This is a genomic window from Amycolatopsis sp. NPDC004378 (assembly GCF_053602455.1).
Window position 1 is genome coordinate 54818 of the sequence record NZ_JBSGDR010000023.1, and the last position, 24449, is coordinate 79266.

The 24449-nt window shown below is 73.9% G+C and carries 29 protein-coding genes and 2 tRNA genes; 9 read left to right on the forward strand and 22 right to left on the reverse strand.

Annotated features, from left to right (window positions below):
* Window positions 1–6 precede the first annotated feature (6 nt).
* Window positions 7–462: a group II truncated hemoglobin gene (locus ACWEN0_RS41475; RefSeq protein ID WP_451986048.1), complete on the forward strand. Its 456-nt coding sequence runs from the start codon at window positions 7–9 to the stop codon at window positions 460–462.
* Window positions 463–624: 162 nt separating this feature from the next.
* A complete protein-coding gene (locus ACWEN0_RS41480; protein WP_451986050.1) occupies window positions 625–1191 on the forward strand; it encodes a TIGR03086 family metal-binding protein in 567 nt (188 codons plus the stop codon).
* Here the strand turns inward: ACWEN0_RS41480 and ACWEN0_RS41485 are convergent.
* Together ACWEN0_RS41485 and ACWEN0_RS41490 are read right to left on the reverse strand one after the other, a co-directional pair.
* On the reverse strand, window positions 1163–2068 hold the full coding sequence (locus ACWEN0_RS41485) for an NAD-dependent protein deacetylase (RefSeq protein ID WP_451986052.1): 906 nt from the start codon (window positions 2066–2068) through the stop codon (window positions 1163–1165). The genes ACWEN0_RS41480 and ACWEN0_RS41485 overlap by 29 nt on opposite strands.
* Window positions 2068–2970 (reverse strand): bifunctional helix-turn-helix transcriptional regulator/GNAT family N-acetyltransferase, encoded by a 903-nt coding sequence (locus ACWEN0_RS41490; RefSeq protein ID WP_451986054.1) that lies wholly within the window; start codon window positions 2968–2970, stop codon window positions 2068–2070. Before ACWEN0_RS41490 ends, ACWEN0_RS41485 begins: the two co-directional genes overlap by 1 nt.
* Before the next feature lie 87 nt (window positions 2971–3057).
* On the opposite strand from ACWEN0_RS41490, the gene ACWEN0_RS41495 reads away from it, so the two are divergent.
* Window positions 3058–4422: a serine/threonine-protein kinase gene (locus ACWEN0_RS41495; protein WP_451986056.1), complete on the forward strand. Its 1365-nt coding sequence runs from the start codon at window positions 3058–3060 to the stop codon at window positions 4420–4422.
* Here ACWEN0_RS41495 and ACWEN0_RS41500 read toward each other — a convergent pair.
* On the reverse strand, window positions 4412–5326 hold the full coding sequence (locus tag ACWEN0_RS41500; protein WP_451986058.1) for a DUF3800 domain-containing protein: 915 nt from the start codon (window positions 5324–5326) through the stop codon (window positions 4412–4414). The two genes, ACWEN0_RS41495 and ACWEN0_RS41500, sit on opposite strands and share 11 nt — an antisense overlap.
* A gap of 138 nt (window positions 5327–5464) precedes the next feature.
* On the opposite strand from ACWEN0_RS41500, the gene ACWEN0_RS41505 reads away from it, so the two are divergent.
* Window positions 5465–7000: a hypothetical protein gene (locus ACWEN0_RS41505; protein ID WP_451986060.1), complete on the forward strand. Its 1536-nt coding sequence runs from the start codon at window positions 5465–5467 to the stop codon at window positions 6998–7000.
* Here the strand turns inward: ACWEN0_RS41505 and ACWEN0_RS41510 are convergent.
* Genes ACWEN0_RS41510 through ACWEN0_RS41520 form a run of 3 tightly spaced genes read right to left on the reverse strand, consistent with a single transcriptional unit; the run spans window position 6997 to window position 8640 of the window.
* Window positions 6997–7428: a Rieske (2Fe-2S) protein gene (locus tag ACWEN0_RS41510; RefSeq protein WP_451986062.1), complete on the reverse strand. Its 432-nt coding sequence runs from the start codon at window positions 7426–7428 to the stop codon at window positions 6997–6999. The two genes, ACWEN0_RS41505 and ACWEN0_RS41510, sit on opposite strands and share 4 nt — an antisense overlap.
* Before the next feature lie 10 nt (window positions 7429–7438).
* Entirely contained in the window at window positions 7439–7990 is a 552-nt protein-coding gene (locus ACWEN0_RS41515) for a DUF6529 family protein (protein ID WP_451986064.1), read from the reverse strand.
* Window positions 7990–8640 (reverse strand): hypothetical protein, encoded by a 651-nt coding sequence (locus tag ACWEN0_RS41520; RefSeq protein WP_451986066.1) that lies wholly within the window; start codon window positions 8638–8640, stop codon window positions 7990–7992. Before ACWEN0_RS41520 ends, ACWEN0_RS41515 begins: the two co-directional genes overlap by 1 nt.
* A 151-nt stretch (window positions 8641–8791) precedes the next feature.
* Here ACWEN0_RS41520 and ACWEN0_RS41525 point away from each other — a divergent pair, with 151 nt between their 5' ends.
* Both ACWEN0_RS41525 and ACWEN0_RS41530 read left to right on the forward strand, forming a co-directional pair.
* Window positions 8792–9814, forward strand: coding sequence for an alpha/beta hydrolase (locus tag ACWEN0_RS41525; RefSeq protein ID WP_451986068.1), 1023 nt, complete (start codon window positions 8792–8794; stop codon window positions 9812–9814).
* Window positions 9811–10668 (forward strand): alpha/beta fold hydrolase, encoded by an 858-nt coding sequence (locus tag ACWEN0_RS41530; RefSeq protein ID WP_451986070.1) that lies wholly within the window; start codon window positions 9811–9813, stop codon window positions 10666–10668. The genes ACWEN0_RS41525 and ACWEN0_RS41530 overlap by 4 nt, the downstream gene beginning before the upstream one ends.
* Here ACWEN0_RS41530 and ACWEN0_RS41535 read toward each other — a convergent pair.
* The 7 genes from ACWEN0_RS41535 to ligD (ACWEN0_RS41565) form a co-directional block, all read right to left on the reverse strand.
* Complete coding sequence (locus ACWEN0_RS41535; RefSeq protein ID WP_451986072.1) at window positions 10626–10967, reverse strand: DoxX family protein; 342 nt, start codon at window positions 10965–10967, stop codon at window positions 10626–10628. The two genes, ACWEN0_RS41530 and ACWEN0_RS41535, sit on opposite strands and share 43 nt — an antisense overlap.
* A gap of 94 nt (window positions 10968–11061) precedes the next feature.
* Window positions 11062–11526 carry a GNAT family N-acetyltransferase gene (locus tag ACWEN0_RS41540; RefSeq protein ID WP_451986074.1) on the reverse strand — a complete coding sequence of 155 codons (465 nt, stop codon included), beginning with the start codon at window positions 11524–11526 and terminating at the stop codon, window positions 11062–11064.
* The gene (locus ACWEN0_RS41545) at window positions 11523–11711 is read right to left on the reverse strand and encodes a hypothetical protein (RefSeq protein WP_451986076.1); all 189 of its coding nucleotides are present in this window, start codon (window positions 11709–11711) and stop codon (window positions 11523–11525) included. Before ACWEN0_RS41545 ends, ACWEN0_RS41540 begins: the two co-directional genes overlap by 4 nt.
* The gene (gene ligD, locus ACWEN0_RS41550) at window positions 11708–12700 is read right to left on the reverse strand and encodes a non-homologous end-joining DNA ligase (RefSeq protein WP_451986078.1); all 993 of its coding nucleotides are present in this window, start codon (window positions 12698–12700) and stop codon (window positions 11708–11710) included. The genes ACWEN0_RS41545 and ligD (ACWEN0_RS41550) overlap by 4 nt, the downstream gene beginning before the upstream one ends.
* Before the next feature lie 32 nt (window positions 12701–12732).
* Window positions 12733–13152, reverse strand: a complete 420-nt coding sequence (locus ACWEN0_RS41555) for a DUF6292 family protein (protein ID WP_451986080.1) — start codon at window positions 13150–13152, stop codon at window positions 12733–12735.
* 56 nt (window positions 13153–13208) lie between these two features.
* Window positions 13209–13613, reverse strand: coding sequence for an STAS domain-containing protein (locus ACWEN0_RS41560; protein WP_451986082.1), 405 nt, complete (start codon window positions 13611–13613; stop codon window positions 13209–13211).
* A 235-nt stretch (window positions 13614–13848) separates the two neighbouring features.
* Window positions 13849–14772: a non-homologous end-joining DNA ligase gene (ligD, locus tag ACWEN0_RS41565; RefSeq protein ID WP_451986084.1), complete on the reverse strand. Its 924-nt coding sequence runs from the start codon at window positions 14770–14772 to the stop codon at window positions 13849–13851.
* Window positions 14773–14833: 61 nt separating this feature from the next.
* Here ligD (ACWEN0_RS41565) and ACWEN0_RS41570 point away from each other — a divergent pair, with 61 nt between their 5' ends.
* Window positions 14834–15055 (forward strand): hypothetical protein, encoded by a 222-nt coding sequence (locus ACWEN0_RS41570; protein ID WP_451986086.1) that lies wholly within the window; start codon window positions 14834–14836, stop codon window positions 15053–15055.
* Window positions 15056–15099: 44 nt separating this feature from the next.
* On the opposite strand, the gene ACWEN0_RS41575 is transcribed toward ACWEN0_RS41570, so the two are convergent.
* From ACWEN0_RS41575 to ACWEN0_RS41590, 4 genes are all read right to left on the reverse strand, one after another.
* Window positions 15100–15170: transfer RNA gene (locus tag ACWEN0_RS41575), tRNA-Cys, on the reverse strand.
* A gap of 84 nt (window positions 15171–15254) precedes the next feature.
* Window positions 15255–15327: transfer RNA gene (locus ACWEN0_RS41580), tRNA-Leu, on the reverse strand.
* Window positions 15328–15594: 267 nt separating this feature from the next.
* Window positions 15595–16335 (reverse strand): ANTAR domain-containing protein, encoded by a 741-nt coding sequence (locus ACWEN0_RS41585; RefSeq protein ID WP_451986088.1) that lies wholly within the window; start codon window positions 16333–16335, stop codon window positions 15595–15597.
* Window positions 16336–16394: 59 nt separating this feature from the next.
* On the reverse strand, window positions 16395–16778 hold the full coding sequence (locus tag ACWEN0_RS41590; protein ID WP_451986090.1) for an STAS domain-containing protein: 384 nt from the start codon (window positions 16776–16778) through the stop codon (window positions 16395–16397).
* 216 nt (window positions 16779–16994) lie between these two features.
* Between ACWEN0_RS41590 and ACWEN0_RS41595 the strand changes: the two genes are divergently transcribed.
* Window positions 16995–17915: a PfkB family carbohydrate kinase gene (locus tag ACWEN0_RS41595; protein ID WP_451986092.1), complete on the forward strand. Its 921-nt coding sequence runs from the start codon at window positions 16995–16997 to the stop codon at window positions 17913–17915.
* 5 nt (window positions 17916–17920) lie between these two features.
* Here the strand turns inward: ACWEN0_RS41595 and ACWEN0_RS41600 are convergent, their stop codons facing one another.
* On the reverse strand, window positions 17921–18103 hold the full coding sequence (locus tag ACWEN0_RS41600) for a hypothetical protein (protein WP_451986094.1): 183 nt from the start codon (window positions 18101–18103) through the stop codon (window positions 17921–17923).
* A gap of 88 nt (window positions 18104–18191) precedes the next feature.
* Window positions 18192–19760: a glycoside hydrolase family 13 protein gene (locus ACWEN0_RS41605; protein ID WP_451986096.1), complete on the reverse strand. Its 1569-nt coding sequence runs from the start codon at window positions 19758–19760 to the stop codon at window positions 18192–18194.
* 40 nt (window positions 19761–19800) lie between these two features.
* On the opposite strand from ACWEN0_RS41605, the gene ACWEN0_RS41610 reads away from it, so the two are divergent.
* The gene (locus tag ACWEN0_RS41610) at window positions 19801–20625 is read left to right on the forward strand and encodes a class I SAM-dependent methyltransferase (RefSeq protein WP_451986098.1); all 825 of its coding nucleotides are present in this window, start codon (window positions 19801–19803) and stop codon (window positions 20623–20625) included.
* A 19-nt stretch (window positions 20626–20644) separates the two neighbouring features.
* Here ACWEN0_RS41610 and ACWEN0_RS41615 read toward each other — a convergent pair whose 3' ends face one another.
* Genes ACWEN0_RS41615 through ACWEN0_RS41625 form a run of 3 tightly spaced genes read right to left on the reverse strand, consistent with a single transcriptional unit; the run spans window position 20645 to window position 24449 of the window.
* Entirely contained in the window at window positions 20645–21028 is a 384-nt protein-coding gene (locus ACWEN0_RS41615) for a hypothetical protein (RefSeq protein WP_451986100.1), read from the reverse strand.
* A gap of 8 nt (window positions 21029–21036) precedes the next feature.
* Entirely contained in the window at window positions 21037–24132 is a 3096-nt protein-coding gene (locus ACWEN0_RS41620) for a WXG100 family type VII secretion target (protein ID WP_451986102.1), read from the reverse strand.
* Entirely contained in the window at window positions 24132–24449 is a 318-nt protein-coding gene (locus ACWEN0_RS41625) for a hypothetical protein (protein ID WP_451986104.1), read from the reverse strand. The genes ACWEN0_RS41620 and ACWEN0_RS41625 overlap by 1 nt, the downstream gene beginning before the upstream one ends.

Consider the following 24449-nt stretch of genomic DNA (forward strand, 5'->3'; position numbering starts at 1 on the left):
CGGCGTGTGCGTCCGACGTTGTACGAATTCGCCGGCGGCGACCCCGCGTTCCTCGCGCTGGCCGCCGCCCACCACGAGCGCTGCCTGGCCGATCCCGAGCTGAACCACCCGTTCTCGCACCCGGGACAGCACCCGCGGCACGTCGAGCGGCTGGCGCGGTACTGGGCCGAGGTCATGGGCGGGCCGCCGCGGTTCTCCGAGGAGTGCGGCGACCATTCGGCGATGCTGCGGCTGCACGCCGGCAACGGCGACATGGCCGACCTCGGCCGCCGGTTCGTCGACTGCTTCGTGCGGGCCGCCGACGACGCCGGCCTGCCCGCCGATCCCGAGTTCCGCGCGGCCCTGCGGTCCTACATGGAATGGGCCGTGGCCGAGGTGCTCACCTACCCCGGACCGGCCGAGGACGTCCCCGCGGGGCTTTCCGTGCCGCACTGGTCGTGGACCGGGTTGCAGCCGGTGTAACGCCCGGGGCGCCCGCCGCGTCTTGTGAGCAACGACCGGCTGTGGAGGTCCGTCGCAGAGCCGGCCCCGGGCGCGTTACCCCCCAACCCGCCCGGGCCGGCTCGTCCACGACGGCCGGATCCCGCGTGCGCGGGGGCACCGCGCTACTCCAGAGTGGAGACCATGCTCCTCGACCGCTTCCTCGTCGCCAGCCGGGACTTCGAACGCCACCTCCGCACGGTCGCCCCGGACGGCTGGGGCGCGCCGACCCCGTGCCCCGAGTGGGACGTGCGGACGCTGGTGAACCACATGACCCGCGGCAACCTCAACTACATCGAGCTCACCCGCGGCTGCAGCCGCGACGAGTTCCGGGCCATGCGCGACGCCGACGCGCTCGGGGACGACCCGGTCACGGCGTTCACCGACTCGGTCCGGGCGTTCGCGGCGGTGTTCGCCGAGGACAGCGTGCTGGACCAGGTCCTCGACTACCCGCCGGGCAAGCTGACCGGGCGGCGCGCGCTGGCGATGCGGACCGCGGACAGCGTCGTGCACACCTGGGACCTCGCGCGGGCCCTCGGCGCGGACGAGACGCTCGATCCCGGTCTGGTCGCGTGGATCGACGAGGACTACGAAGCCATCTTCGCCGGGCTCACGCTGGGGCCGCGGTTCTTCGCCGAGCCCGTGGCGGACGCGCCGGGCGCGTCGCTGCAGGACCGCGTGCTCACGCGCTTCGGCCGCGATCCTCGCTGACGGCGCAGTCCAGCCGCGCCGCCAGCTCGGTGAGCGCCCGGCCCAGCGGCCGGTCGACCCGCACCGACGCGTAGCGGTCGCCGCGGGTCTCGCCGTGGTTCACGATCACCACGGGCTTGCCCGCGGCCGCCGCGTGGCGGACGAACCGGAGCCCGGACATCACCGTCAGGGACGAGCCGAGCACGAGCAGCGCGCCGGCGTCGTCGACCAGCCGGTAGCACTGCTCGACGCGTGGCCGTGGCACGTTCTCGCCGAAGAACACCACGTCCGGCTTGAGCACGCCGTCGCACTCCGCGCAGGGCACGAGCGTGAACCGGCGCGCGACGTCCTCGGCCAGCTCGACGTCGCCGTCCGGGTTGATCCGGGTGGCGGCGCCGTCGAACGCCGGGTTCGCCGCGCGCAGGCGCCGGTCCAGCTCGGCGCGCGGGCTGGTGCGGCGGCAGCCGAGGCAGATCACGCGGTCGAGGCTGCCGTGCAGCTCGACGGCGTCCGGGACGCCCGCCGCCTGGTGCAGGCCGTCGACGTTCTGCGTGATGACGCCGCCGAGGTAGCCGCCTTCGCGCAGGGCGGTGACCGCGCGGTGGCCGTCGTTCGGGTCGGCGCGGGCGATCGTGCGCCAGCCGAGGTGGCTGCGCGCCCAGTACCGCTGCCGCCCTTCGGCGCTGGTGACGAACTCGTCGTAGGTCATCGGCGTGTGCCGGCGCAGGCTGCCGGTTTCGCCGCGGTAGTCGGGGATCCCGGACTCGGTCGACAGCCCGGCGCCGCTGAGCACGGCGACCCGCCGCCGGGCGACGACCTCGGTCAGCTCGTCGAGGCTCGACGTCCGGGGCAGCGGCGCGTCCGGCGACGTCCAGCTGAGGGTGGGGCGAGTCCGCACTAGGCCAGGGTACGTGGGCCGGGCAGGTGTTTCTCGAACCAGTGATCGGCGTAGTGCTCGTCGTTGAACGCCGGGACCTCGCGGTAGCCCGCCGCCCGGTACAGGCCGATGGCCTCGCCGAGCGAACGGTTCGTCTCCAGCCGCAGCGTGCGGACGCCTTCCGCGGCCGCGTACGCCTCCAGCTCGGTCAGCAGCCGCCGGCCCAGCCCGAGGCCGCGGGTGGCCGGCGAGACCCACATGCGCTTGACCTCGGCAGGCGCGTCGCCATGGACCTTCAGCGCGCCGCAGCCGACCGGCTCTTCGTGCAGCGTCGCGACGAGCAGGACGCCGGCCGGCGGCGTCATCTCGTCGTCGGCGGCGGAGATGCTGAGCCCGGGGTCGAAGCCGTCGTCGAACCGCTCGGCGAGCTCGGCGAAGTAGGCGCGCAGGCAGGCCCGGGCCTTCGGGTGCCCGGGCGGGAGCGGGGCGACATCGACCGCGGAGGCCGTCAGCAGGCGTTCGACCTCGGCCATCGCGGCGACCAGCCGGGTGCGCTGGCCGCCGGACAGCGGGGCGAGGAGCGTGGCGGCCGCGTCGTCGGACAGCCGGTCGAGCGTGGCGCGCTCGGCCAGGCCGGCCTCGGTGAGCCGCGCGACGCGGACGCGGCCGTCGGCGTCGCCCGGCTCGACGCGGACCAGGCCGTCCTGCTCCAGCCCGCGCAGCAGCCGGCTGAGGTAGCCGGAGTCGAGGTCGAGCCGGGACCGCAGCTCGCGAACGGCAAGCCCGGCCGCGCCGATCTCCCACAGCACGCGGGCCTGGCCGAGCGGGCGGTCGCGGCTGAGGAAGGCGTCGTCGAGCGCGCCGGCGCGCTGGGTGACCGTCCGGGTGAACCGCCGGACGCCGTCCACGAGGTCGCGGTCCATTCTCTGACTTTAGTCAGCCATCGGCGTGTAACGCCACGGCGGGCGGCACGACTACCCGGTGTCCGGATGCCTGGTGGAGGGAAGCGCGTGAGCCGGCAGTTCGGGCCCTACCGCGTGGAATCGCTCATCGCCCGCGGCGGCATGGGCGAGGTCCACCGCGCCTACGACACGCGCCACGACCGCGTGGTGGCCCTCAAGCTGCTCGCCCCGGACTTCGCCGCCGACCACGAGTTCCAGGAGCGGTTCCGTCGGGAGGCGCACGCGGTGGCGCGGCTGCGCGAGCCGCACGTGATCCCGATCCACGCCTTCGGCGAGATCGACGGGCGCCTCTACCTCGACATGCGGCTGGTCGACGGCGGCGACCTCGGCACCCGGCTCACCACCGGCGGCGCGCTGGCGCCGGCCGACGCGGTCGACGTCGTCGGGCAGGTCGCCCAGGCACTGGCCGCCGCGCACGCCGAAGGCCTGGTGCACCGGGACGTCAAGCCGTCGAACGTGCTGGTCGGCGCGAGCGGGTTCGCCTACCTCGTCGACTTCGGCATCGCCCGCGCGGCCGGGCCCGGGAGCGGCTTCACGGCGACCGGCGGCGCCGTCGGGACCCTCGACTACATGGCGCCCGAGCGGTTCACGGACGCGCCGATCGACCACCGCGTCGACGTGTATTCGCTCGCCTGCGTGCTGCACCAGTGCCTGACCGGCGGCAAGCCCTTCGCGGCGACCACCGCCGCGGCGCTGGTCGGCGCCCACCTGCACCGGCCGCCACCGCGGCCCAGCGCGCTGCGGCCCGGGCTGCCCGCGGCGTTCGACGCCGTGATCGCGCGGGGCATGGCGAAGGACCCGGCGCAGCGCTTCGGCGGCGTCACGGAACTGGCGGACGCCGCCCGGGCCGCGCTCCGCGGGACGAGCGGTTCCCCGACCCGGCAGGCCACGCGGGTGGCACCACCGGCGCCCGCACCCCCGGTCCGGCGGCGGTCGAAGGCGCCTTGGTTCGTGGCCGGGGCGGCCGTGGTCGCCCTCGCGGCGGTCATCGGGTGGTCCGCGGCGCTCAAACCCTCGGCCCCGGCCGGCACGACACCTCCTCCGGCCCCGCCGGTCACGACGACGCCGGTGGCCTCGGGTGTCGCGAGCGGCCCGGATCTCGGCCTCGCGACCCCGATGACCACGCCCGCGTGCGACGGCTCGTACGTCGTGGTGCTCGGCTCCGCCATCACCCCGGTCCGCTACCGCGCCGACGTCCAGGGCTTCCTCGACGCCCACCCCGGCGCGGGCTACCTGCACACGCCGACGACCGGCTGCCGCTCGTTGCGGCAGCGGGTGAACGGCGCCGACGTCTACGCCGTCTACAGCGGGCCGTTCGCGACCAAGGACGCGGCGTGCGCGCGGCGCAGCTCCGGGGCCTACGTCAAGCGGCTCGACAACACGACACCGCCGACGCAGGTCATCAACTGCTGACCGCGTTCCACACGGAGTTCGTGTCCACAAAGGACCGCAGCAGGCCGGTCAGGCGGGCGTCCCCGCGCCCGTTCAGCTCGTCGGAAGCGATGCGGCGGGCGACCCCGGCGAGGAAGTCGGCGACCTGCACGCGGGCGTCGGAGCGCGAGTCGACGAACCGGACGCCGGCCAGCCGGTGCCCGAGCGCCGCCTTGAGCTGCAGCACGCGTTCGCCGGTCAGGGCGAGCTGTTCGTCGTGGACCAGCGCGACCGGGGTGCCGTCGGCGCTGAAGTGCCGGACCGTGTGGGCCACCGCGGGCACCAGCGGGTCCAGCACCGGCACCAGGCCCGGGTCGGTCTCGAGGCGGGCGCGGTAGGCGGCCACGCGTTCGGCACCTGCACTGAGCAGGCGCATGATTTCCCCGGCTTCGCCCTCGCCGGCGAGTTCCCGGGCCAGCGCGAAGAACTCTTCCGGCGACGTCGTCACGCCACGCCGGGGCCGCAGGCGCAGCACGCTGGTGAAGGCGGCCAGGAAGTACGCCCAGCGGTCGCGGCCGAACGCGGCCGGACCCTGGCGGTGGAGCGTGCGCGCCATGACGTCGGTGCCGTGCTCGGCCAGCAGCGTGACCGCGGCGCGCACGGCGAAGAACGTCTTGTCGGTCAGGTGCACGTGGCCGTGCCCGGCCAGCGGGCCGCCGGGGTCGAGCAGCCACTCGAGCACGCGGCGGTGCTTGGCGCGCAGCAGGTGGTTCGCCTTGTACTCCTCGGCGGGCGAGCCGATGCGGTCGCGGATCTCCGCCACGCAGGCGCGCGCGGCCGCCGGGGTCAGCCGGACACCGGCGTGGGCGAAGACGTCGGTTTCGCCGCCGACGAGGTTTTCGCCCTCCGAGCCCGACTCGTCGCAGGCGATCTCGACCGGGCTCACGAGTGCGATGGTGCCAGACCCGCCGGGCCGCGGCGACCGATTACCGGCGCCCGGGCGCGGTCACGGTTGGGCCACGGCAGGTAACGACCATGCCGGGTCAGGTGACTCGGGAAGAGTAGGTGTTCTGGGAGGCGTCGAATGGCCACCAACGACCGGCCCGCCCGGCTCGCCCTCATGGCGGCCGTGGTCGTGCTGCTGCTGGGCGGAGCCGCGGTCCTCGTGCGGCAACGGGTTTTCCCGCCGGAGACGGCCGGTCCGGGTGGGACGGTCGCGGTCGCCGGGATCCAGGTCGTCGCTCCGGCGGGCACGCGCGTGTCGGTGCGCCCGGCCGCGGAACCGCGCTCCCCGGCGCCGCTGACGCGGCGGATCGGCGGCGGCGCGGAGCTGAGCTTCGACGGGCTTCCGCCGCACGTGAGGATTTCGGTGCCCGCCGCGCCGCCGCCGGGGTTCGCGCCCGTCGTCGTCATCGCCGACGGAACCCGGCTCGTCCCCGCCGGCTACGACCCCGCGACCCGGAGCATCGTGGCGGCGGTGGCTCAGCCGGGCGGGTTCTGGGGCGGGCTGCTCGACCTCGCCGCGCTCGGCCGCGAGGTCGTGCCGGATCCGGCGCCGCGGCCGGACTGCGCCGGCCGTCCGGCGAGTTCCGCCGGGGTGACCGTCGACGTCGGCGAGCCCGATCCGGCGGCGCCGGTGTGGGCGTGCGCCACCGCCGCCGACGGCCGCGCGAGCATCACCCTGACCTCGAACGCGCGCGTGCCCTACCGGCTCGCCCTGCCGCCGGGCTGGCCCGAGCCGACCGCGCGGACCACGGCCGAGAGCACGTCCGCCGTGCAGTTGTTCGGCCGCCCGCGCCAGCGCGACCTGCTCTGGCCGGGCTCCGCCGTCACCTACGACGTCCCGTTCGGCAGCCTGCCCGCGACCCTGCGCGGCCAGGCGGAGCCCGGCCCGGCCCTCGGGACGGCGCTGGCCGCGGCGGCGCACCGCGCGGCCGTCCTGTTCGGCCTGGCCGGCGGCCCCGGCCCGGCGCCGGCCGTGCTGACCTGCGCCGCGGACGCCGGGGCCGCCCACTACGCCGCGGACCGGCCGTTCGCCGAGGTGGCCGGTGACGTCTGGGCGGCACTCGCGCCGTGCCACCCGGACGGCGGCGACCTCGTCGGGCGGTTCCTCCCCGCGGGCCCGGTGACGAGCGGTCTCGCCACGGCCGGTCCCGCGCTCGAGGTCCCCCTCACCACCGGCCGCGCGCAGCGGTTCACCCAGACCGTCGAGTACCGGCCGAGAACCGGCGCCACGACGACCCGCGCGTCCGGCACCTGCGGTGCGGTTTCCGCGGTGTCCGGCCGGCACGACGCCTACCGCTGCACGACCGGCGACACCACCTACGACCCGTGCTTCGCCGCGCCGGGGACGCGGCCGCAGGTCGTCTGCCCGACGTCGGCGACGAAGGCCGTGCTGCTCGGCTACACCGGCGCGCTGCCGGCCACGCCCCAGGACGGTGGCACGGCCGACCCCTTCCTGCTCACACTGGAGAACGGCCTGCAGTGCCTGGCGGTCTCGGGTGACCCGGCCGTCCGGTACGCCTGCGCGGACGGCCGGACCGTCCTGCGCGGCGCCCCGGACCAGTCGAGTCCGGTGTGGACAGTCGACGGGCGGACCGTCGCGAAGGCCTACACCTAGGCCAAGGTGATCTTGCCGCCGGTCACGGTGACGGACTTCTTCGCCAGCGCCTGCGTGGCCGGGCCGTTCGCGACCGAGCCGTCGGCGATCTTGAACTTGCTGCCGTGGCACGGGCAGTTGATGGTGCCGCCGGCGACGGTGTCGACGGTGCAGCCCTGGTGCGTGCAGACCGCCGAGAAGGCCTCGAACGTCCCGGCGGCCGGCTGGGTCACCACGACCTGCTTGTCCGCGAACACCTTGCCCCCGCCGACCGGGACGTCGGCGGCCGCGCCCAGCTCGGTCCCGGCGGCCGCGGCAGGGGGTGCGGCCGCGGACGTCGCACTGCCCGAGTTGCCGCCGTAGGTGCTGCAGCCGGCCACCAGCCCGGCGCCGACGACCGCCAGCGCCGTCCGGCGCGCGACCCCCGGCTCCACTTCGTCGTTGCCCACGATCGTCCCCTCAGAACTTCAGGCCGGATTGGGTGAAGAACCACAATGACGCGCTCAGCCACAGGCCGACCAGCGCGGTGAAGACGAGCCCGCCGACGACGGGCAGCGACCAGCCGGGCGCGTTGTCCTTGCGCAGCAGCAACATCTTCGCGACGAACACGCCGTAGAAGAAACACCCCAGCAACGAATGCAGGAGGACCCGGGTGTCGAACGACTGGAACCCGAGCGCGTACAGGCAGTGCAGCGCGACCGGGATCGAGACGAGGAACGCCAGCCGGCCGGACCAGCGGTGCACCGGCGAGACCCATGCGGGGACCGTGCGGCCGAGCTTCCCGTACATCGCGAGCGCCGAGACCAGCTGGACGAGCGCCAGCACGACGACGACGGTGGCCAGCCACGCCTTCACCGACTGCGCGCTCGAGAATCCGGCGATGTTCACCGCGACGCCGGTGGGCGTGTGCAGGTTCCCGTAGACGCCGAGGACCACCGAGACGACGGCGCCGACCACCAGCGGGACCAGGAGCGCGACCGCCGCGCGGTTGCCGGCCGCGGGGGCGGTCATCAGAAGTCACCGGTCCCGGCCAGGCCGCTGATCGCCTCGGCGGTCACGGGCGCGCCGTCGACGATCGCGGTGCCGGCGGCCGGATCGAGCGCCGGGGCGGCCGTCGAGTCTTCGCCGGTCGTCAGGACGCCGACCTGGCTGCCGTCGGGCTGCACGATCCAGCCGACCTTGGCCGCCTTGCCCTTCACCTTGGGCGTCGCGCGGTAGAGGCCCGCGGGCTTCTTCGCCGGGGGCGCGGTGAACTGCCAGGTCCGGCCCGAGGCCGTCACCGTGCCGGTGACCGAGGCGGCGTCGTAGCTACCGGTCAGGCTGGAGTTCTTGGCGCCCTTGAGGTCCAGCTTCCCGCCGGCCGTGACGCCCTGCAGCCAGGCTTCGACCTTCTTGCCGTCGCAGAGGTAGGCGATGGCGTGGCCGTCGCGCACCGAGACCGCGACGGACGCGCCGCCGCCGGTGACGCGCCCGGCGTAGTCGGCCCGCGCGGGCGCCTCGGCTCCCGGCGCCTCCGACGTCGGTTTCGGGGGCGGCCCGGCCGTGGTGCTCACGGCGGCCGCGTCGGCGGCGCCGGCGACCGGCGCGGCGCCGGTTCCGGTCGCCAGGTTGACGATCCCGATGCCGCCGGCGAGCACGACGCCGGCGAGCAGTGTGAACAACGGCCCAGGATGTTTCATGGTCTTCCCCGCATTCCCCTGACCCACCACCGTGCCCATAACACGGCTGTCGGGCCGAAGCGGCTCAACGCTACGCGCGGAAAAGAGGTATCGCTTAGCCCCTGCAACCGGTTCGGCGTGGTTGACTGGCCGCATGCTGCCCTGGGACGGCGAACTCGCCGGCCGGCTCGACCGGCACACCGTGGACTCCGCGCTGCTGCGGGACAACCCGCTCGGCGACCCGCACGAGCGGCCCCTGTGGGTGTACGTCCCGCCGGGCTACGACGACGGCGACGAGCGGTACCCGGCCGTGTACGTCATCCAGGGCTACACCGGGCACCTGGCGATGTGGGCCAACCGGACGCCGTTCCGCCAGCCGTTCGTCGAGACGGCCGACGCGGTCTTCGCGGACGGCGCCCCGGGCTGCGTCGTGGTGTACGTCGACGCGTGGACCGCCTACGGCGGCTCCCAGTTCGTCGACTCGCCGGGCACGGGCCGCTACCACTCGTACCTGTGCGACGAGATCGTGCCGTGGGTCGACGCGCGCTACCGGACGATCCCGGACCGCGAATCCCGCGCGATCGCGGGAAAGTCGTCGGGCGGCTTCGGCGCGATGATCACCCCGATGCTGCGCCCGGACCTGTTCGGCGCCCTGGCGACCCACGCGGGCGACTCGCTGTACGAACTGTGCTACGTCCCGGACTTCGGCAAGGCGGTCCGGGCCCTGCGCGAGTACGACCAGGACATCCACGCGTGGTGGGCGGACTTCCGCTCGCGCCCCGCGTTCACCCACCCGGCGGACCCGACACTGCTGCAGCTGCTCGGCGTCTCGGCGTGCTTCTCGCCGCGCCCGGACGGAACCCCGGAACTGCCGTTCGACCCGGCGACGGGCGTGCTGCGCCCGGAGGTCTGGCAACGCTGGCTGGACTGGGACCCGGTCCGCATGGTCCCGTCCCGCGCCCCGGCGGTCCAGTCGTGGCGAGCGGTGTGGATCGACGCGGGCACGAGCGACGAGTACTTCCTCGACGTCGGCGCGGAGGCCTTCCGGGCGGAGGTCCTCAAGGCGGGCCTGCCGGAGGAGCGGCTGCACTTCGAGCTGTTCGACGCCGGCCACGCAGCGATCGACTACCGGTACCCGCTTTCGCTCGCCTGGCTGGCCGGGAAGCTGGCCCGGTGAACGTCCTCGAGACCGACGTCGCCCTGCCGGACGGACGCTCCCTGCACGTCTACGACACCGGCGGGCCCGCGCGGCTGACCGTCTTCTGGCACCACGGGACGCCCAACCTCGGGGCGCCGCCCGGGCCGCTGCTGCCGCCGGCCGGACGGCTCGGTGTGCGCTGGGTGTCCTACGACCGGCCCGGCTACGGCACTTCCACGCAGCTGCCCGGCCGGACGATCGGGAACGCCGCCGAGTGCACCGCCGCCGTCGCCGACGCTCTCGGGATCGAGCGCTTCGCCGTCATGGGGCACTCCGGGGGCGGCTCGCACGCCCTCGCCGCCGCCGCGCTGCTGCCGGATCGCGTGACGGCCGTCGCGAGCCTCGCCGCCGTCGCGCCGTTCGAGGCCGGCGGCTGGTTCGACGGCATGGCCGACGGGAGTGCCGCGTCCCTGCGTGCCGCCGCGGACGGCCGGGCCGCCAAGGAGAAGTACGAGGCGTCCGCCGAGTTCGATCCGGACGTCTTCACCAGCGCCGACTTCGCCGCCCTCAAAGGATCCTGGGCCTGGCTCGACGACGTCGTCCGGCCCGCACTCGGCGCGGTCGGGCTCATCGACGACGACCTCGCCTACGTCGCGCCGTGGGGGTGTGACCCGGCGGCCATCACCGCGCCGGTGCTGCTCGTGCACGGCGAGGACGACCGGATGATCCCCGCCGGGCACAGCAAGTGGCTGGCGGCGCGGTGCCCCGCCGCCGAGCTGCGGCTCTCCCCCGGCGACGGGCACCTCTCCGTGCTGGACCAGGCCGCCGACGCGCTCACCTGGCTCGCCGGTCAGGACAGCAGCGCCAGCGACGCAACCGCCGGCGCCATGTAGATCACCGGGAACGCCAGGTGCCCGTACGACCGCGCGCGGGCCACGGTCACGAGGGCACCGAGGAAGTACAGCACCAGCCCGATCGCCGCGGCGATCCCGATCGGCGGCCAGACCAGGCCGGCCACCAGGCCCAGCGCACCGGCCGCCTTGGCCGTGCCGAGCCACGGCCACCACGCCTCCGGCACGCCGTAGGAGGTGATCGGCTCCACGACCCACTTCGCGCGGGTGAAGACCGAGACGGCCGAGAACCCGGCCAGTGCGGCGCCGACGAGGGTGACGATCACGTAAGCGGTGGACATCGGAACTCCTCCAGGGCTTGCGGACGCCGGTGCTCCGGGTCCGTCACCCCCACGACTCCACCCACCGGGTCGATGTGACCGGCCGTGACCGCGATCACAACACGAGCCGCAGCACCGGTTCGCCGTCGTCGATCTCCCCGGTCGGGACGAACCCGAGCTTCCGGTAGAACGCCCCGGGCCCGTCGTCGCCCGGCTGGTGGCTGGTCAGCAACTCGGTGGCGCCGTCCGCCCGCACGAGCGCGACGACCTGCGCGAGCACGGCCCGGCCGATCCCCCACCCCTGGTACCGCGCGTCGACGATCAGCCGCCACAGGTAGTACGGCCCGAGGATGCCGGGCCGGCCGGGCGGCACGTCCCAGCTGAGCATCACGAACCCGACGGGCTCGTCCCCCACGTAGACGGCCCGGTACCAGGGCTCGGCTTCCGGCGTGCTCGCGGCGTCCGCCAAGGACTTCGCCACCGACGAGACGAACCGTTCCTGCCGGGGGTGCACGCGCAGGGCACAGACGGCGTCCCGGTTCTCGTCGGTGATCTCGACCAGGCGAACGAACGGCGTCACGACGCGCCCGCCGGCTCCGGCGAGGTCCCGACGGGAGGAGGTCCGCGAAACGCGATCGGCCGCGCGCCGATAACGCGCACATCCTCCCGCAGCGCCATCTCCACGCCGCTCCACCGCTCGACCCGGCGGCCGCGCAGCGACGTGAACTCCCGCACCGTCTCGGCCAGCCACGCGGACCTGGTCACGATGTTCCCGTCGGCTTCGGCACGCCCACCTCGTCCGGGCTCCGGTCGGGACGCAAGCCGCGCCAAGACGTGTGGCGCAGCCGGAGGTCCGGCGTCACGCGGCGGAAGACCACCTCGCCGACCAGCTCCGGCTCCACCCAGTGGGCGCCGCGGGCGCGGTCGCGGGGCAGCTCGTTCACGAACGGGGAGTCCTCGCGGGACAGCGGGGTGAGCACGTCGCGGAGGCGGTCGAGGGCGTCGTCGGTGAAGCCCGTGCCGACGTCGCCGATGTACACCAGGGAGCCCGTGTCGTCGTAGCCGCCGAGCAGCAGCGCGCCGAGCGTGCCCGTGCGGCGGCCGGCGCCCGTCCGCCAGCCGCCGACCACGACCTCGCGGGTCTGGGTCAGCGCTCGTTTCGTCCACAGCGGCGAACGGGCGCCCGGTAGATACGGCGCGTCGAGGCGCTTCGCGACGACGCCCTCGATCCCGTGCTGGGCCGCCGTCGCCAGCAGCTGGTCCGGCGTGATGTCCGCGCGGGTGTACCACGGCGGCACGACGAGCCGGCCGTCCTCGGGGCGGACCAGCTCGGCGAGCAGCGCGCGCCGCTGCTCGTACGGCCGGTCCAGCAGGGACTCCGTGCCGACCCGCAACAGGTCGAAGGCGAAGTAGACCACCGGGACCTCGGCTCGCAGCTTCGCCGTCGGCTCGTGCATCGCGCGGCGCTGCATCAGCTCGAACTCCGGGCGGCCGGCCGCGTTCAGCGCGACGACCTCGCCGTCGAGCACCACCGCGTGCCCGCCCATCGCCGGTCCGAAGACGTCCTGCAGCTCGGGGTAGCGGTGGGTGTGGTCGCTGCCGCTGCGGCTGGTGATCCGGGCCTCGCCGGTGTCGGCGACCCGCGCGCAGCCGCGGAACCCGTCCCACTTCCACTCGTAGCCGTGGTGGTCGTCGTCCGGCAGCGGCCCGTCGACGGCCAGCATCGGCGCCACCGCGTCCGGCATCGTCCCCATCGCTCCAGTGTGGAGGATCGACGCCCGGCGCGTCACCCGGCCGGCAGCAACGGCAGCAGCTCCTGGTGGCGGCCGGCGCGGCGCAGCACGGGTGAGCCGGGTCCGTCGGGTGCCAGGTCGCCGGCCCGCAGCGCGGCCAGGAACCGCACGACCACGAACGGCTCCGGCAGGATGTCGGCGCCGCCGAGGTAGGCCAGCACGATCATCTCCTCCCCGCACGCCGCCTCGACCGCGACGGCCCAGCCGTGCACCTCGTCCCACAGCAGCGCCACGTCGCGCTCGGGGAACCGGCGCAGCCGCCAGTCCACCGCGACGTAGGCCGACACCGGGACGTCGACGTCCACGGTGCAGGACTCGAAGCCGCAGCCGAGCGCCCCGGCCACCTCCCCGAGGTACGCGCGCAGGCCGCGCTGGAACCAGAACTCCAGATCGGTGTCGATCAGGCCGGACACCCGTTTCCCTTCTCCCGGACCCCGGCCGCGCACCCTGCGCGGCCGTTCGAAGCGGATCACCCGAGCGCCGCCAGCGCGTCGGCCCGATCCCGGTAGCAGGAGAAGCCGGCGACCCCGGTCCCCCGCAGCACCCGCCACATCGACGGCGTGCACACCACCCACGCGAGCGGCACGCCCAGTTCGTCGGCGCTCTGCTGCACCTGGTGCAGCGCCCGCAGGCCGACACCGGAGCAGAACGTCACGCCGCCGAGGTCGACGACCACCGCATCCCCCGGTTTCGCCGCCGTTTCGACGCATTCGACAAAAATGGCGACGGTGGCGAGATCGATGTCACCCACCACCACGAGAAGGGTGGTGCGGTCGCCGGGGAACAGCGTGGTCACCGAAAACGGCTCGCACCACGCGCCCGCCGCGGAACGGCCGAAGGCTCGCGACAGCCGCGGCGGTTTCTGGATCTTCATGACCGGCTCCGGCGGCTCAAGATGGTGGTTTACGCGTAGACGGTACCCACTTCGTCCAGCTTGGCGCACAACTGAATCCGCCCGGCCGTCGGGCCGTGCACCGACACGGCCGTCTGCACGTGCAGTGCTCCACAAAGGACTGTCCGAATCGCCTGGTGGAACCATTCCTTCTCACCGTCGTGGAGCGCCGACGGGAACCGGAGCGGATTCGCCGATGAATTGCGAAATCCGAAATTCAGCCGAACGCAGGAATGGGTACGCGCGTTCGGTCCAGTTCGGCGAAGAGGTCGCCGACGTCCTCGACCCGGTCGAGCACCTCGTCGGCGGTGAACCGCAGGTGGGTCACGTGCCGGCAGGCCCGGACCTCGTCCCACGTGACCGGGGTCGACACCGTCGGCTCGTCGCGCCCGCGAAGCGAGTAAGGCGCCACCGTGGTCTTGAACGGGTTGTTCTGGCTCCAGTCGATGAAGACCTTGTTCGGCCGCAGCGTCTTCGTCATCCGCGCCACGACGAGGTCCGGCGTCTCCGCGGCGAGCCGCTCGGCCAGGGCCCGCGCGTACTGCGACGTCTCGCCGGGGTCCGTGGTCACGACGCCCGCGTAGAGCTGCATGCCCTTGGAGCCGCTGGTCTTCGCGACCGGGGTCAGCCCGTCGCCGGTGAGCACGTCGTGGAGCCGCTCGGCCACGCGGCAGCAGTCGACGACCGTGGCGCCGGGGCCGGGGTCGAGGTCGAACACGAGCCGGTCCGGGGTGCTGCGCTCGTCGCCGGGCTCGACGGTCCACTGGTGGACGTGCAGCTCGAGCGCGGCGAGGTTGGCCGCCCAGACCAGCTCGGGCAGGTCGTTGATCAGCGGGTAGTCGACGATCTCGTGCTCCTTGCCGCGGCCGCCGCCGACCTCCAGCCGCGCCGTGCGGACCCAGCCGGGCGCGTGCCGGGAGACGTTCTTCTCGAAGAACGAACCGCCGTCGACGCCGTCGGGGAACCGCACGAACGTCATGGCGCGGTCGCGGATGTGCGGCAGCAGCAGCGGCGCGATGCGCGTGTAGTAGTCGAGCACCTCGCCCTTGGTGAACCCGTGCCGCGGGTAGAGCACCTTTTCGAGGTTCGAGAGCGTCAGCTGCCGCTCGCCCACCTGCACCGTGATCCGGCTCCCCGCCACACCGCCCACGCTATCACCCAAAGTTATGATACGCTCGTATCAACAACGGGGAGGGGAGATCGTGAAGTTCGACGTGCTGCAGATCCTGGGGGCGGTCCTGACGGTGCTGGGTGCCCAGGGCGCCATCCGCCTGCTGGTCGACCACGGGAACACCGGGCTGCTCGGCTGGCTGGACGCGGGGTTCGCCGGGACCCTGATCGGCTACGTGGTGGCGACGGCGATCGGCGTGGTGCTCGCCGGGTGGGCCCACGACCGGGCCAAGGCGCTCGGGCGCCGCGAGTAGGCCGCGGCCGCGGCCGAGCGCCGGCGCCCGGCCGCGGCGACCGGAGACCCACCCGGGAGTCGAACCCGGACCGGACGGCTTTGCAGGCCGTCGCACGACCGTCGTGAAGTGGGCCGGAGTGGAAGACGAGGGGGTCGAACCCTCCCCGGCGATCGTGCAAGGATCACCTGCGCTCCGGCGCGTCTCCCGCATTTTCTCGTACCCCCACCAGGATTCGAACCTGGACTGGACGCGTTCTGAACGCGTTGCCTCTCCCGTTGGGCTACAGGGGCGAAAGAGCCGCGAAAAGAAAGGCGCGGCAAAAAGAAAACCGCCCGGCTCGGTTTCCCGAGGGGGCGGCTCCCGGACGCGACGGTTTCCCGTCACGGTGGGGAGCTCGCGCCACCCGGCAGGCAGGCGAGCCGCGCGCACCACGAACACACGGCGAGTGCCCGCCGCCGGTTCGCCCGCGTGCTCGTCATGACTTCTCCTCGCCGAAGTGGTGTGCGGTCAGCATGCACCCGGCCCCGCGCCGCCGTCAATCGGTTATCGCCGGGAATTCACACCACGCCACTGGAAACCACGCGGGCGACGAATTGCGTCGCGACTTCGCGCAGTTTCACGTTCTCGCGCTGCGACTGCCCGACGAGGAGGGCGAACGCGGCGTCGGCGTCGATCCGGCGGATCGCCATGAGCATGCCCTTCGCCTGGTCGATGACCGCGCGGGAGGTCAAAGCCGTCCGCAGGTGCTCGGCCGTCTCGCGGGCCTTGACGTAGCGGTGGTAGACGCGGAACACCGCCTCCACCGCGGTCGTGTACAGCTCGAGCAGCTGCGCCTCGATCTCCGCGAAGCCGTCGTCCTGGCGGCCGTAGCAGTTGACCGCACCCGAGTAGCGCTCGTCGGCCACCAGCGGCGCGGCGAGGAAGCTGCCGAAGCCCGCCTCCCGTGCGCCGCGGGCGAAGGCGGGCCAGCGTTCCGTGGCGCCGGCGACCGGGGTGCGGACGATCTTGCCGCTGCGGACCGCCTCGAGGCACGGGCCGTCGCCGACGCGGTACTGGTCGTCGTCGAGGTCCGTGACGACGGCCGCGGTCGACGACGCCGTGTGTGGCTCGTCCCCGCCCACGAGCGTCACGGACGCCTCGTCGACGCCCGGGACGGCCTGGCGCACCTGCAGGCACACGTGCCGCAGGAGGATCCGGAAGTCGTCCTCCTGCCCCAGGACGGCCCTCAGGGCTTCGAGCGCCCCGGTGACTTCGTCGAGCCGTGGTGAAGCCGTCGCGGCGGCCTCCGGCCGGTCCATGTGCGCTCCTCCCGCCGGGAACCGATCACTTCCGGGTACCCACTCCACGCCCGGTCGTATCAGGGCCGGGCCACCGCGAGCAGCTCCCGCAGCGCGTCCGACAGGGACGCGAACATCGGGACCACCGCCGCCAGGCCGGTGATCCGGAACAGCCGCGCCAGGGTCCGGCTGTTCGCCACCACCCCGAACCGGCTGCCCTCGGCACCGGCGCGCTCCGCGGCGGCGGCCAGGGCCCGCGCGCCGGCCAGGCCGAGGAACGCCACGTGGCTCAGGTCCACCACCGTCGTGCCGGGCGGGACCGTCGCCAGCTCGCGTTCCAGGATCGGCAGGGTCAGGGCGTCGATCTCCCCGGCGAGGGTCAGCACCAGCAGGCCGGGGCGGTACTCCGTCCGGCGCGCCGTGAGCGGCGCGGACCGGGTGGGGACCGGGGTCGTCGGGGACACGGGTTCGGCACGCCTTCCGCGCCGGCGGGGCCGGCGTCGCCGCGGGGTGATCAAGGACTGGGTCTTGATACCCAAACCGGCGCCGGGGAAACGCCCGGTTCCGCGTCCCGGGCGCGCACGTCGACCCGAACGTGCGGTTTATCCCCGGTTTCCGGCCGGGTAGCCGATCTTCGCCAGCCGAAGAGGAGGCGCCATGACCGAGCGGTGGTACCGGTGATGTTCAGCGAAGTCGTCGTCGTCGGGCAAATCGCCCGTGACCTGGTGATCGGCGCACCGGACGGACCGGCGCCGGTGCGGGACCGGCAGGAGCTGCTCGGCGGGAAGGGCGCCAACCAGGCCGTGGCGTTGAGCCAGCTCGGGACGGCGGTCTCGCTGGTCGGCGTCGTCGGCCAGGACCGCGTCGGCGACGCCCTGTGCGCGCTGGCCCGCGCCGACCGGATCGGCACCGCGCACGTGACCCGCCGGCCCGGCGTCGAAACGGCCCTGCTCGTCGACATGGTGGACGGCCACGGCCGGCACCGGCACATCGAGCACGTTCCGCCGGAGACGCTGGTCACCGAGGCGGACGTGCTGGCCGCGGCCGCGCCGATCTCGGCCGCCGGCTCGGTCATCGTCCAGCTGCGGCAGCCCGCTCCGGCCGCCTTGCTGGCGGCCCGCCTCGCCCACCGGGCGGGGACTCGCGTGGTCCTGGACGGCGCGCCCCGGGACGATTCCTCCGCCGCCGACCTGCTCGCGCTCGCCGACGTCGTCCGCGCCGACGGCCCCGAGACCGAGCGGCTCACCGGCCACCCGGTGGACGACGTCGCCGGCGCCGCCCGCGCCGCGGCCGAGCTGCGGCAGCGGGGGCCGTCGCTGGTCGTGCTCGAGGTGCCCGGGCGCGGGCACCTCTTCGCGGGGCCGGAGGGCTCGTGGTTCGTCCCGCACGAAACCGACGTCGTCGACCCGGCCGGGGCGGGAGACGCGCTGGTCGCGACGCTGACCGCGGCCCTGACCCGCCGCCGCCCGCTGGAGACGGCGGCCTGCCAGGCGGTCGCGGCCGCCGCGGCGACCACCCGGCACGCGGGCGGACGGCCGCGGTTGTCCCGTCCCGCGCTCGACCGGCTGCCGCCCCGGCGGCTCGAGGCCGTCCACGCCTGAGGTCCTCAGCTCGCGCGCCCGTCGACCGCGGCCAGGACCAGCGCCGCGCAGTGCCGCACCGTCACGCCGCGCTCCTGCGCCATCGAGATCAGGGTCCGCTGCGCGGCCGCGCCCGTCATCCCCTGGGCCACCAGGACTTTCAACGCCAAGGCCACGACGTCGGTGGCGGGCGGTCGTGCAGCAGGCATCGAGGTGACCTCCGGCTCGGCGACGGCGAACGCGACCGGATACCCCGGCGATCCGCGCTTCACACCAGCCCGGCCGGCCGGAATCCGCTCAGCGCCCGCCGAGCCACACCGCGCCGTCCGGCGGCACGCGGTCGCCGTCCAGCGGCTCGCTCGACAGCAGCACCCGCGACCCGGCCGGCAGCTCGAACGGCTCGCCCGACAGGTTCACCACGCACGCGAAACCCGGTTCCCGCACGAACGACAGCACCCCGGGTGCGGCCGGCGACCACGTCATCGTCCCGTCGCCCAGCGCCGGGTGCTCCCGGCGCTGGGCGAGGGCGGCGCGGTACAGGGAGAGCATCGACCCCGGGTCGGCCGCCTGCGCCTCCGCGGTCGCCGCGGCCCAGCGGGCGGGCTGCGGCAGCCAGGTCCGCACCCCGTCGGGGGCGAACCCGAACGGCGGCTCGGTGCCCGACCACGGCAGCGGCACCCGGCAGCCGTCGCGGCCGCGGCGGGTGTGGCCGGAGCGTTCCCACGTCGGGTCGGCGAGCACCTCCTCCGGCAGGTCCTCGATCTCGTCCAGCCCCAGCTCTTCGCCCTGGTAGAGGTACGCGCCGCCCGGCAGCGCGAGCATCAGCAGCAGTGCGGCCCTGGCCCGCCGCGTGCCCAGCTCGAGGCCGGGACCGAACCGCGTCACGTGCCGCACGACGTCGTGGTTGGACAGCACCCAGGTCGCGGGCGCGCCGACCGCGTCCAGCGCTTCAAGGGTCCGGTCGATCACGTCGCGCAGCGCCCCGGCGTCCCAGGCGCAGCGCAGGAAGTCGAAGTTGAACGCGGTGTGCAGCTCGTCCGGGCGGACGTAGCGGGCGAGGCGGTCCGGCCGGTCGACCCACGCCTCGGCGACGAACACCCGGTCCGGGCCGAACTCGCCCGCGACCCTCCGCCACGAGCGGTAGATCTCGTGCACGCCGTCGAGGTCCCAGTGCGGGTGCGCGTCGCGGTCCGGCGGCTGCGCGATCTCTTCGTCATCGGCGCCCAGATCGGGGAAGGCCGGGTCCTTGCGCAGGCCGTGGGCGACGTCGATGCGGACGCCGTCGACCCCGCGGGCGAACCAGAACCGCAGCAGGTCCTCGAAGTCGGCCCGCACCTCGGGGTTCTCCCAGTTCAGGTCCGGTTGCTCCGGGGCGAACAGGTGCAGGTACCACTCGCCGTCGGCCACACGGGTCCACGCCGGGCCACCGAAGACGCTGCGCCAGTCGGTGGGCGGCAGTTCGCCGTCGTCGCCGCGACCGGACCGGAAGTGGTACCGCGCCCGTTCGGGGCCGCCCGCGAGCGCCGCCCGGAACCACGGGTGGCGGTCGGAGGTGTGGTTCGGCACGACGTCGATCAGCAGCCGCAGGCCCGCCCGGTGCGCCTCGGCGATCAGGTCGAGCACGTCCTGGTCGGTGCCGAACAGCGGGTCGACGGCCCGGTGGTCTTCGATGTCGTAGCCGCCGTCGACCATCGGCGAGCGGTACCACGGCGTCGTCCACACGGCGTCGACACCGAGGTCGGCCAGGTAGCCGAGGCGGGCGCGCAGGCCCGCGAGATCCCCGGTACCGTCGCCGTTCGCGTCGGTGAAGCTGCGCGGGTAGACCTCGTACACAACGGCGTCGCGCCACCAGTTCGCGGAGTCCATGACACCCGAGTATCGCGATCACCGCCGTACGCTGCAGCACGTGACCTGGGAATGGGACCCGTCGCTGTACGCGGGCAGCGCCGCCTACTACGCCCGCGGCCGCGCGGCCTATCCCCCGGAGCTGGCCGCGGCGTTCGCCACCGAGCTGGGCCTGGACGGTTCGGGACGCCTGCTCGACGTCGGCTGCGGGCCCGGGTCGCTGACCCTGCTGCTGGCCGGGTCGTTCGCCGAGGCCGTCGGGGTCGACGCCGACGCGGACATACTCGGCGAGGCCGGCCGCCTCGCGGCCGCGACGGGGATGGCGAACTGCCGGTGGGTGCACCGGCGCGCCGAGGAGCTGCCCGCCGGCCTCGGGACGTTCCGGCTGGTCACCTTCGCCCAGTCGTTCCACTGGTTCGACCGGCCGCGCGTCGCCGGAGCGGTGCGCGGCATGCTCGCGCCCGACGGCGTCTGCGCCCACGTGCACGCGACGACCCACGAAGGCGTCGAGGGCGACCACGCGCTGCCGCACCCGGTGCCGCCGAACGACGCGATCGCGGCGCTCGTCCGGGCGTATCTCGGCCCGGTGCGGCGCGCCGGGCGGGGCGGGCTGCCGGACGGCACGCCCGCGGGTGAGAGCGAGATCTACCGGGCCGCGGGGTTCACCGGACCGCGGCGGTTCGAGGTCCCGGGCCGGGTCGTGACCCGCACGGAGGACGACGTCGTCGCGACGGTGTTCTCGCTGTCCAGCTCGGCACCGCACCTGTTCGGCGACCGCCGCGCGGAGTTCGAGGCCGACCTCCGGCGGCTGCTGCGGCACGCGAGCCCGGACGGCGTGTTCGCCGAACAGCTGCGCGAGATCGCCGTCGACCTCTGGCGGCCGTGACGTCCACTGTGGACGACGGCTACCAGGGGTTGTTCTGGAAGTCGTCGTCCTCCTCGGCCGCCCGCGGCCGGCGGGCGCGCCGGCCCGCGTCGTCCCTTGTGGACGGTCGCGGCGGCGCCGCGGCGAACGGCGGCGCCTCGCCCGCGGCGGAGTACTCCTCCCCGTCGAACGCGGACGGCGGCTCCGCGTTCGACCGGTCGGTGCTCCAGCCGGACTTCGTCTTGCGCTGGGCCAGCTCGCGGCGGTGCATGACGTACCGCTCGGCCGCCTGGACCTGCTTGGTCATGTACTCGTGCGACTGGGCCTTGATCTCCTCGCCGCGCTGCTCGCGCAGGGCCCGGCGCTCGGCCTGCTCGCGGACCAGGCCGTCCAGCTCGGCCTTCATCCCGGTGATGTCGGTCATGCGTCCTCCTACCAGGTCCGGGCGGACGGCGGGTCTTCGTCGTCGTTCAGGGAGCCGATGATCCGCCGGCCGGGCTCGCCGAGGTTGTCGAAGAGGGCACCCTCGATGTGGTAGGCGGGCGAGCGGCGTTCGCTGTCTCCCCCGCCGCCGCCGTGCGCACCGGCCCCCATCGCGCCCATGCCGGGCATGCCTCCCATCGACTGGCCGGGCGCGCCCGCCGGAGCGGCCGCCTGGGCGAACGCGGCCGCGGGCTGCGGCTGGGCCGCCCCGACACCGGCACCGGTGTGCGCGCCGCCGGACGTCGGCGTGTCCCCGAGACCGCCCCCGCCCGCCGGCTCGAAGCCGGACGTCGAAGGAATGCTCCCGCCGCCACCGTGCGCCCCGAGACCCCCGCCTCCGCCGCCGCCGTGCGAGCCCGCCCCGGCGTGGTCGCCGCCGTGATCGCCGCCGTGCGAGCCCGCCCCGGCGTGGTCGCCGCCGTGCGAGCCCGCCCCGCCGTGGTCGCCGCCCGGGGTGAGGTCTTCGAGGGTGCCGCGGTGGGTGGGCAGGTCGTCGTCGAGCTTCTTGCCGGGGGTGTCGCCGAGGGCGTCAGCCGGCTTCTTGTCGTCCTCGCCGAGGGTGTAGGTCGTCGGGGTGCCCTTGCCGTCGTCGACGGTCACCGTCGTCGGGCCGTCCGGACCGTCGGGGCGCTCGGCGGTGATCTTGAGGTCGCCGTCCTGGATGTGGATCTTGCCGTCCGGACCCGGGTGGAAGGCGCCGTCCGTCCCTTGTGGACCGTCGCCGGCCTTGGCCGTGCCGTCGGACCAGTCGAGCTTGAAGTCCTTCGGGTCGCCGTGGCCTTCGCCGACCTTGATGTCCATCTTGCCGTCGTGGTCGGGTTCGGTCATTTCGAAGGTCTTGTCGCCCTGCTTGACCTTCAGCGTGTCGGGGGTGTCGTCCCCCTTGCCGTCGCCGTCCTTGCCGTCGTCGCCGAGCAGGCCGTCGGGCTTGCCGTCGCCGTTCTTGTCCGCCCCGGGAAGGCCGTCCGGCTTGCCGTCGCCGTTCTTGTCCGCCCCGGGATGGTCGCCGTCCGTGCCGGTGCCCGTGTCGCCGAGGCCGCTGCCGCCGGGGTCGGTCTTGATGCCGTCGCCGCTGAACTCCTTGAGCGCGTCGGCCGCCTTCTTCTTGGCGTCCTCGGCGGCCTGCTCGGCCGCGGCTTTGCCGTCGTCGCCGGAGGAGCCCGAACCCGAGCCCCCGCCGGAACCGGAGCCGGAACCGCCGCCGCCGAGGCCTTCGGCGCCGCCGAGCCCGGAACCCGAACCACCGCCCGCGCCGGCGCCGGAGTCGGTCTGGATGCCGGGACCGCTGAACTCCTTGAGCGCGTCCGCCGCCTTCTTCTTGGCCGCCTCGGCGGCCGCGGCCGCTTCGTCCTGACCACTGGACGACGGAGGCGGCACCGACGACGGCTTCGTGTCATCGGAACCGGAACCCGAGCCGGAGCCCGAGCCGCCGCCGAGGCCGGATCCGCCGCCGTCACCGGATCCGGTCGACAGATCGGGGATCGACGGCATCGAACCGCCACCACCCGCCCCGGAGCCCGAACCGGACCCACCGCCCGAGCCGGACCCGCCGCCGGTGGACACGTCCGGGATCGGCGGCACCGAACCCCCACCACCGCCGGTCCCGGAGCCCGAGCCACCACCGGTGTCACCGCCCGCCCCGCTGGGCAGGTCGGCGCCGGAGCCCGAACCACCACCGGGGATCCCGGAACCGGAACCGGAGCCGCCCTCGGGAATCGGCGGCACCTGGCCACCCGAACCACCGGAACCCGAACCACCCGAGCCGGACCCCGAACCGGAGCCGGACCCAGACCCCGAGCCACCCGAGCCCGAGCCGGAACCCGACCCACCGGGACCGCCGCCACCCGGCGCACCCGAGCCCGAGCCGCCGGGCATCGACACGCCCTCGAACTCGTTCTTGATGGCGCCCATGACCTTGTCGAGGGCGTCGTAGGCCTGGTCGACCAGGTCCTTGGTGTCCTTGCAGGTCTTCTCGAAGCCCTTGTAGAGCCGGTCCCACATGTCGGGGTTGAACTGGTTCTGGATCCACTGCTTGGCCAGGTCCTGGCCGTGCTTCTTGATCTCGTCGCCGTCGCAGCAGCCCTGGTCGTTGAGGGTCTTGACCAGGTTGGTGCCGAAGTTGAGGTCCATCCAGCCGGCGATCTGGGCCAGGTCCGACTCGTTGCCGTGCTCGCCGTTGGCGACCGCGACGACCTTCTGCGCCATCGTGTAGTCGGCCTTGCCGACCAGGTCGGTGTACATGCCGATGACGGCGTCGGCCTTGCCCTTGCACAGCTGGAACACCGTGGTCGCGGTGTTGAGCGTCGCCTCGCTCGCGTTGCCGAGCGTCTGGGACAGCTTCGCGGCCTTGGGCTGGATCTTGTCGTTGTAGGTGTCGGACGCGGCGTCCGCGCCGGCGCCGCTCCACGTCTTGTACAGGATGCCCAGCTGGGAGCCGGTGTCCTGCACGGTCCGGTCGACGGTCTCGGAGCCGGTCTTGAAGTGCGCGGCGTCGTCGACGAAGTCCTTGAAGCTGATCCCGCGCTGCTCGTCGAACGGCGTGCGGATGTCCTTGTCGAGGTCGAGCGCGCGGGTGTTGCCGCGGCAGTCGTCCGGGATCTTGGCCAGCAGCGACCCGAACGTCTCGAACAGCTTCAGCGCGGGCGCGGCGGCGTCGAAGATCTCGTCGGACGTCTTCGTGCCGGTCGAGTCGCCGCCGTTTTCGCCGGCGGCGGGCGGCTTGGTGTCGTCGAGCTTCGCCTTGCCGTCGTCGACGGCCTTCTTTTCCTGGTCCTCGTTGTAGCTGTTCTGGTCACCGCTGGACTTGGCCTTGTCGTAGGCCTCGTCGACCGACTGCCCGGCGAAGAGCGGGTTGGCGTTGTACGCGTTCGCGTACTTCTCGGCTTCCTTCCGCTTCTCCTTGATGTCGTCCGGTTCCTGGTCGGCCAGGAACGGCGGCGGAGGCGGGTTCTCGCGCAGCCAGCTGCTGATCAGCGTGCTCTTCTGCGCGGCGGGGACGCTCGGGTCGTCCAGGATCGCCTTGACTTCGCTCCACTTCTTCGCCATCAGAGCGAGCCTCCGGCGTTGGTGATCGCGCCCGCCTGGTTGTCTTCGTTGGTGCTGTAGCTCGACCCGGCGGTGCCGAGGTTGGTGCCGAACGAGCCCAGGGTGCTGCTGTACCCGGAGACCGCGGCCCACAGCGCCTTCGCGCCGGTCGCGTACTTCTCCCCGTGCGCGGTGTGCGCCCGGCCGAACTTCTCGGCGGTCACCAGCGAGTTCTGCAGGTCCGGGTTGTCGTCCAGCAGGTGCTCCGCCAGGTCACCGATGGTCTTGGACGCCGTCGACAACGCTTCCGTCGTCGCGGTGTACCCCCCGCCGCTCAT

Excerpts from the sequence above, each read along its gene's own strand:
- ACWEN0_RS41480 (WP_451986050.1), top strand. The coding sequence starts at position 625 with ATGCTCCTCGACCGCTTCCTCGTCGCCAGCCGGGACTTCGAACGCCAC.
- ACWEN0_RS41490 (WP_451986054.1), bottom strand. The coding sequence starts at position 2,970 with ATGGACCGCGACCTCGTGGACGGCGTCCGGCGGTTCACCCGGACGGTC.
- ACWEN0_RS41505 (WP_451986060.1), top strand. The coding sequence starts at position 5,465 with ATGGCCACCAACGACCGGCCCGCCCGGCTCGCCCTCATGGCGGCCGTG.
- ACWEN0_RS41515 (WP_451986064.1), bottom strand. The coding sequence starts at position 7,990 with ATGACCGCCCCCGCGGCCGGCAACCGCGCGGCGGTCGCGCTCCTGGTC.
- ACWEN0_RS41525 (WP_451986068.1), top strand. The coding sequence starts at position 8,792 with ATGCTGCCCTGGGACGGCGAACTCGCCGGCCGGCTCGACCGGCACACC.
- ACWEN0_RS41535 (WP_451986072.1), bottom strand. The coding sequence starts at position 10,967 with ATGTCCACCGCTTACGTGATCGTCACCCTCGTCGGCGCCGCACTGGCC.
- ligD (WP_451986078.1), bottom strand. The coding sequence starts at position 12,700 with ATGGGGACGATGCCGGACGCGGTGGCGCCGATGCTGGCCGTCGACGGG.
- ACWEN0_RS41560 (WP_451986082.1), bottom strand. The coding sequence starts at position 13,613 with ATGAAGATCCAGAAACCGCCGCGGCTGTCGCGAGCCTTCGGCCGTTCC.
- ACWEN0_RS41585 (WP_451986088.1), bottom strand. The coding sequence starts at position 16,335 with ATGGACCGGCCGGAGGCCGCCGCGACGGCTTCACCACGGCTCGACGAA.
- ACWEN0_RS41595 (WP_451986092.1), top strand. The coding sequence starts at position 16,995 with ATGTTCAGCGAAGTCGTCGTCGTCGGGCAAATCGCCCGTGACCTGGTG.
- ACWEN0_RS41600 (WP_451986094.1), bottom strand. The coding sequence starts at position 18,103 with ATGCCTGCTGCACGACCGCCCGCCACCGACGTCGTGGCCTTGGCGTTG.
- ACWEN0_RS41605 (WP_451986096.1), bottom strand. The coding sequence starts at position 19,760 with ATGGACTCCGCGAACTGGTGGCGCGACGCCGTTGTGTACGAGGTCTAC.
- ACWEN0_RS41615 (WP_451986100.1), bottom strand. The coding sequence starts at position 21,028 with ATGACCGACATCACCGGGATGAAGGCCGAGCTGGACGGCCTGGTCCGC.
- ACWEN0_RS41620 (WP_451986102.1), bottom strand. The coding sequence starts at position 24,132 with ATGGCGAAGAAGTGGAGCGAAGTCAAGGCGATCCTGGACGACCCGAGC.
- ACWEN0_RS41625 (WP_451986104.1), bottom strand. The coding sequence starts at position 24,449 with ATGAGCGGCGGGGGGTACACCGCGACGACGGAAGCGTTGTCGACGGCG.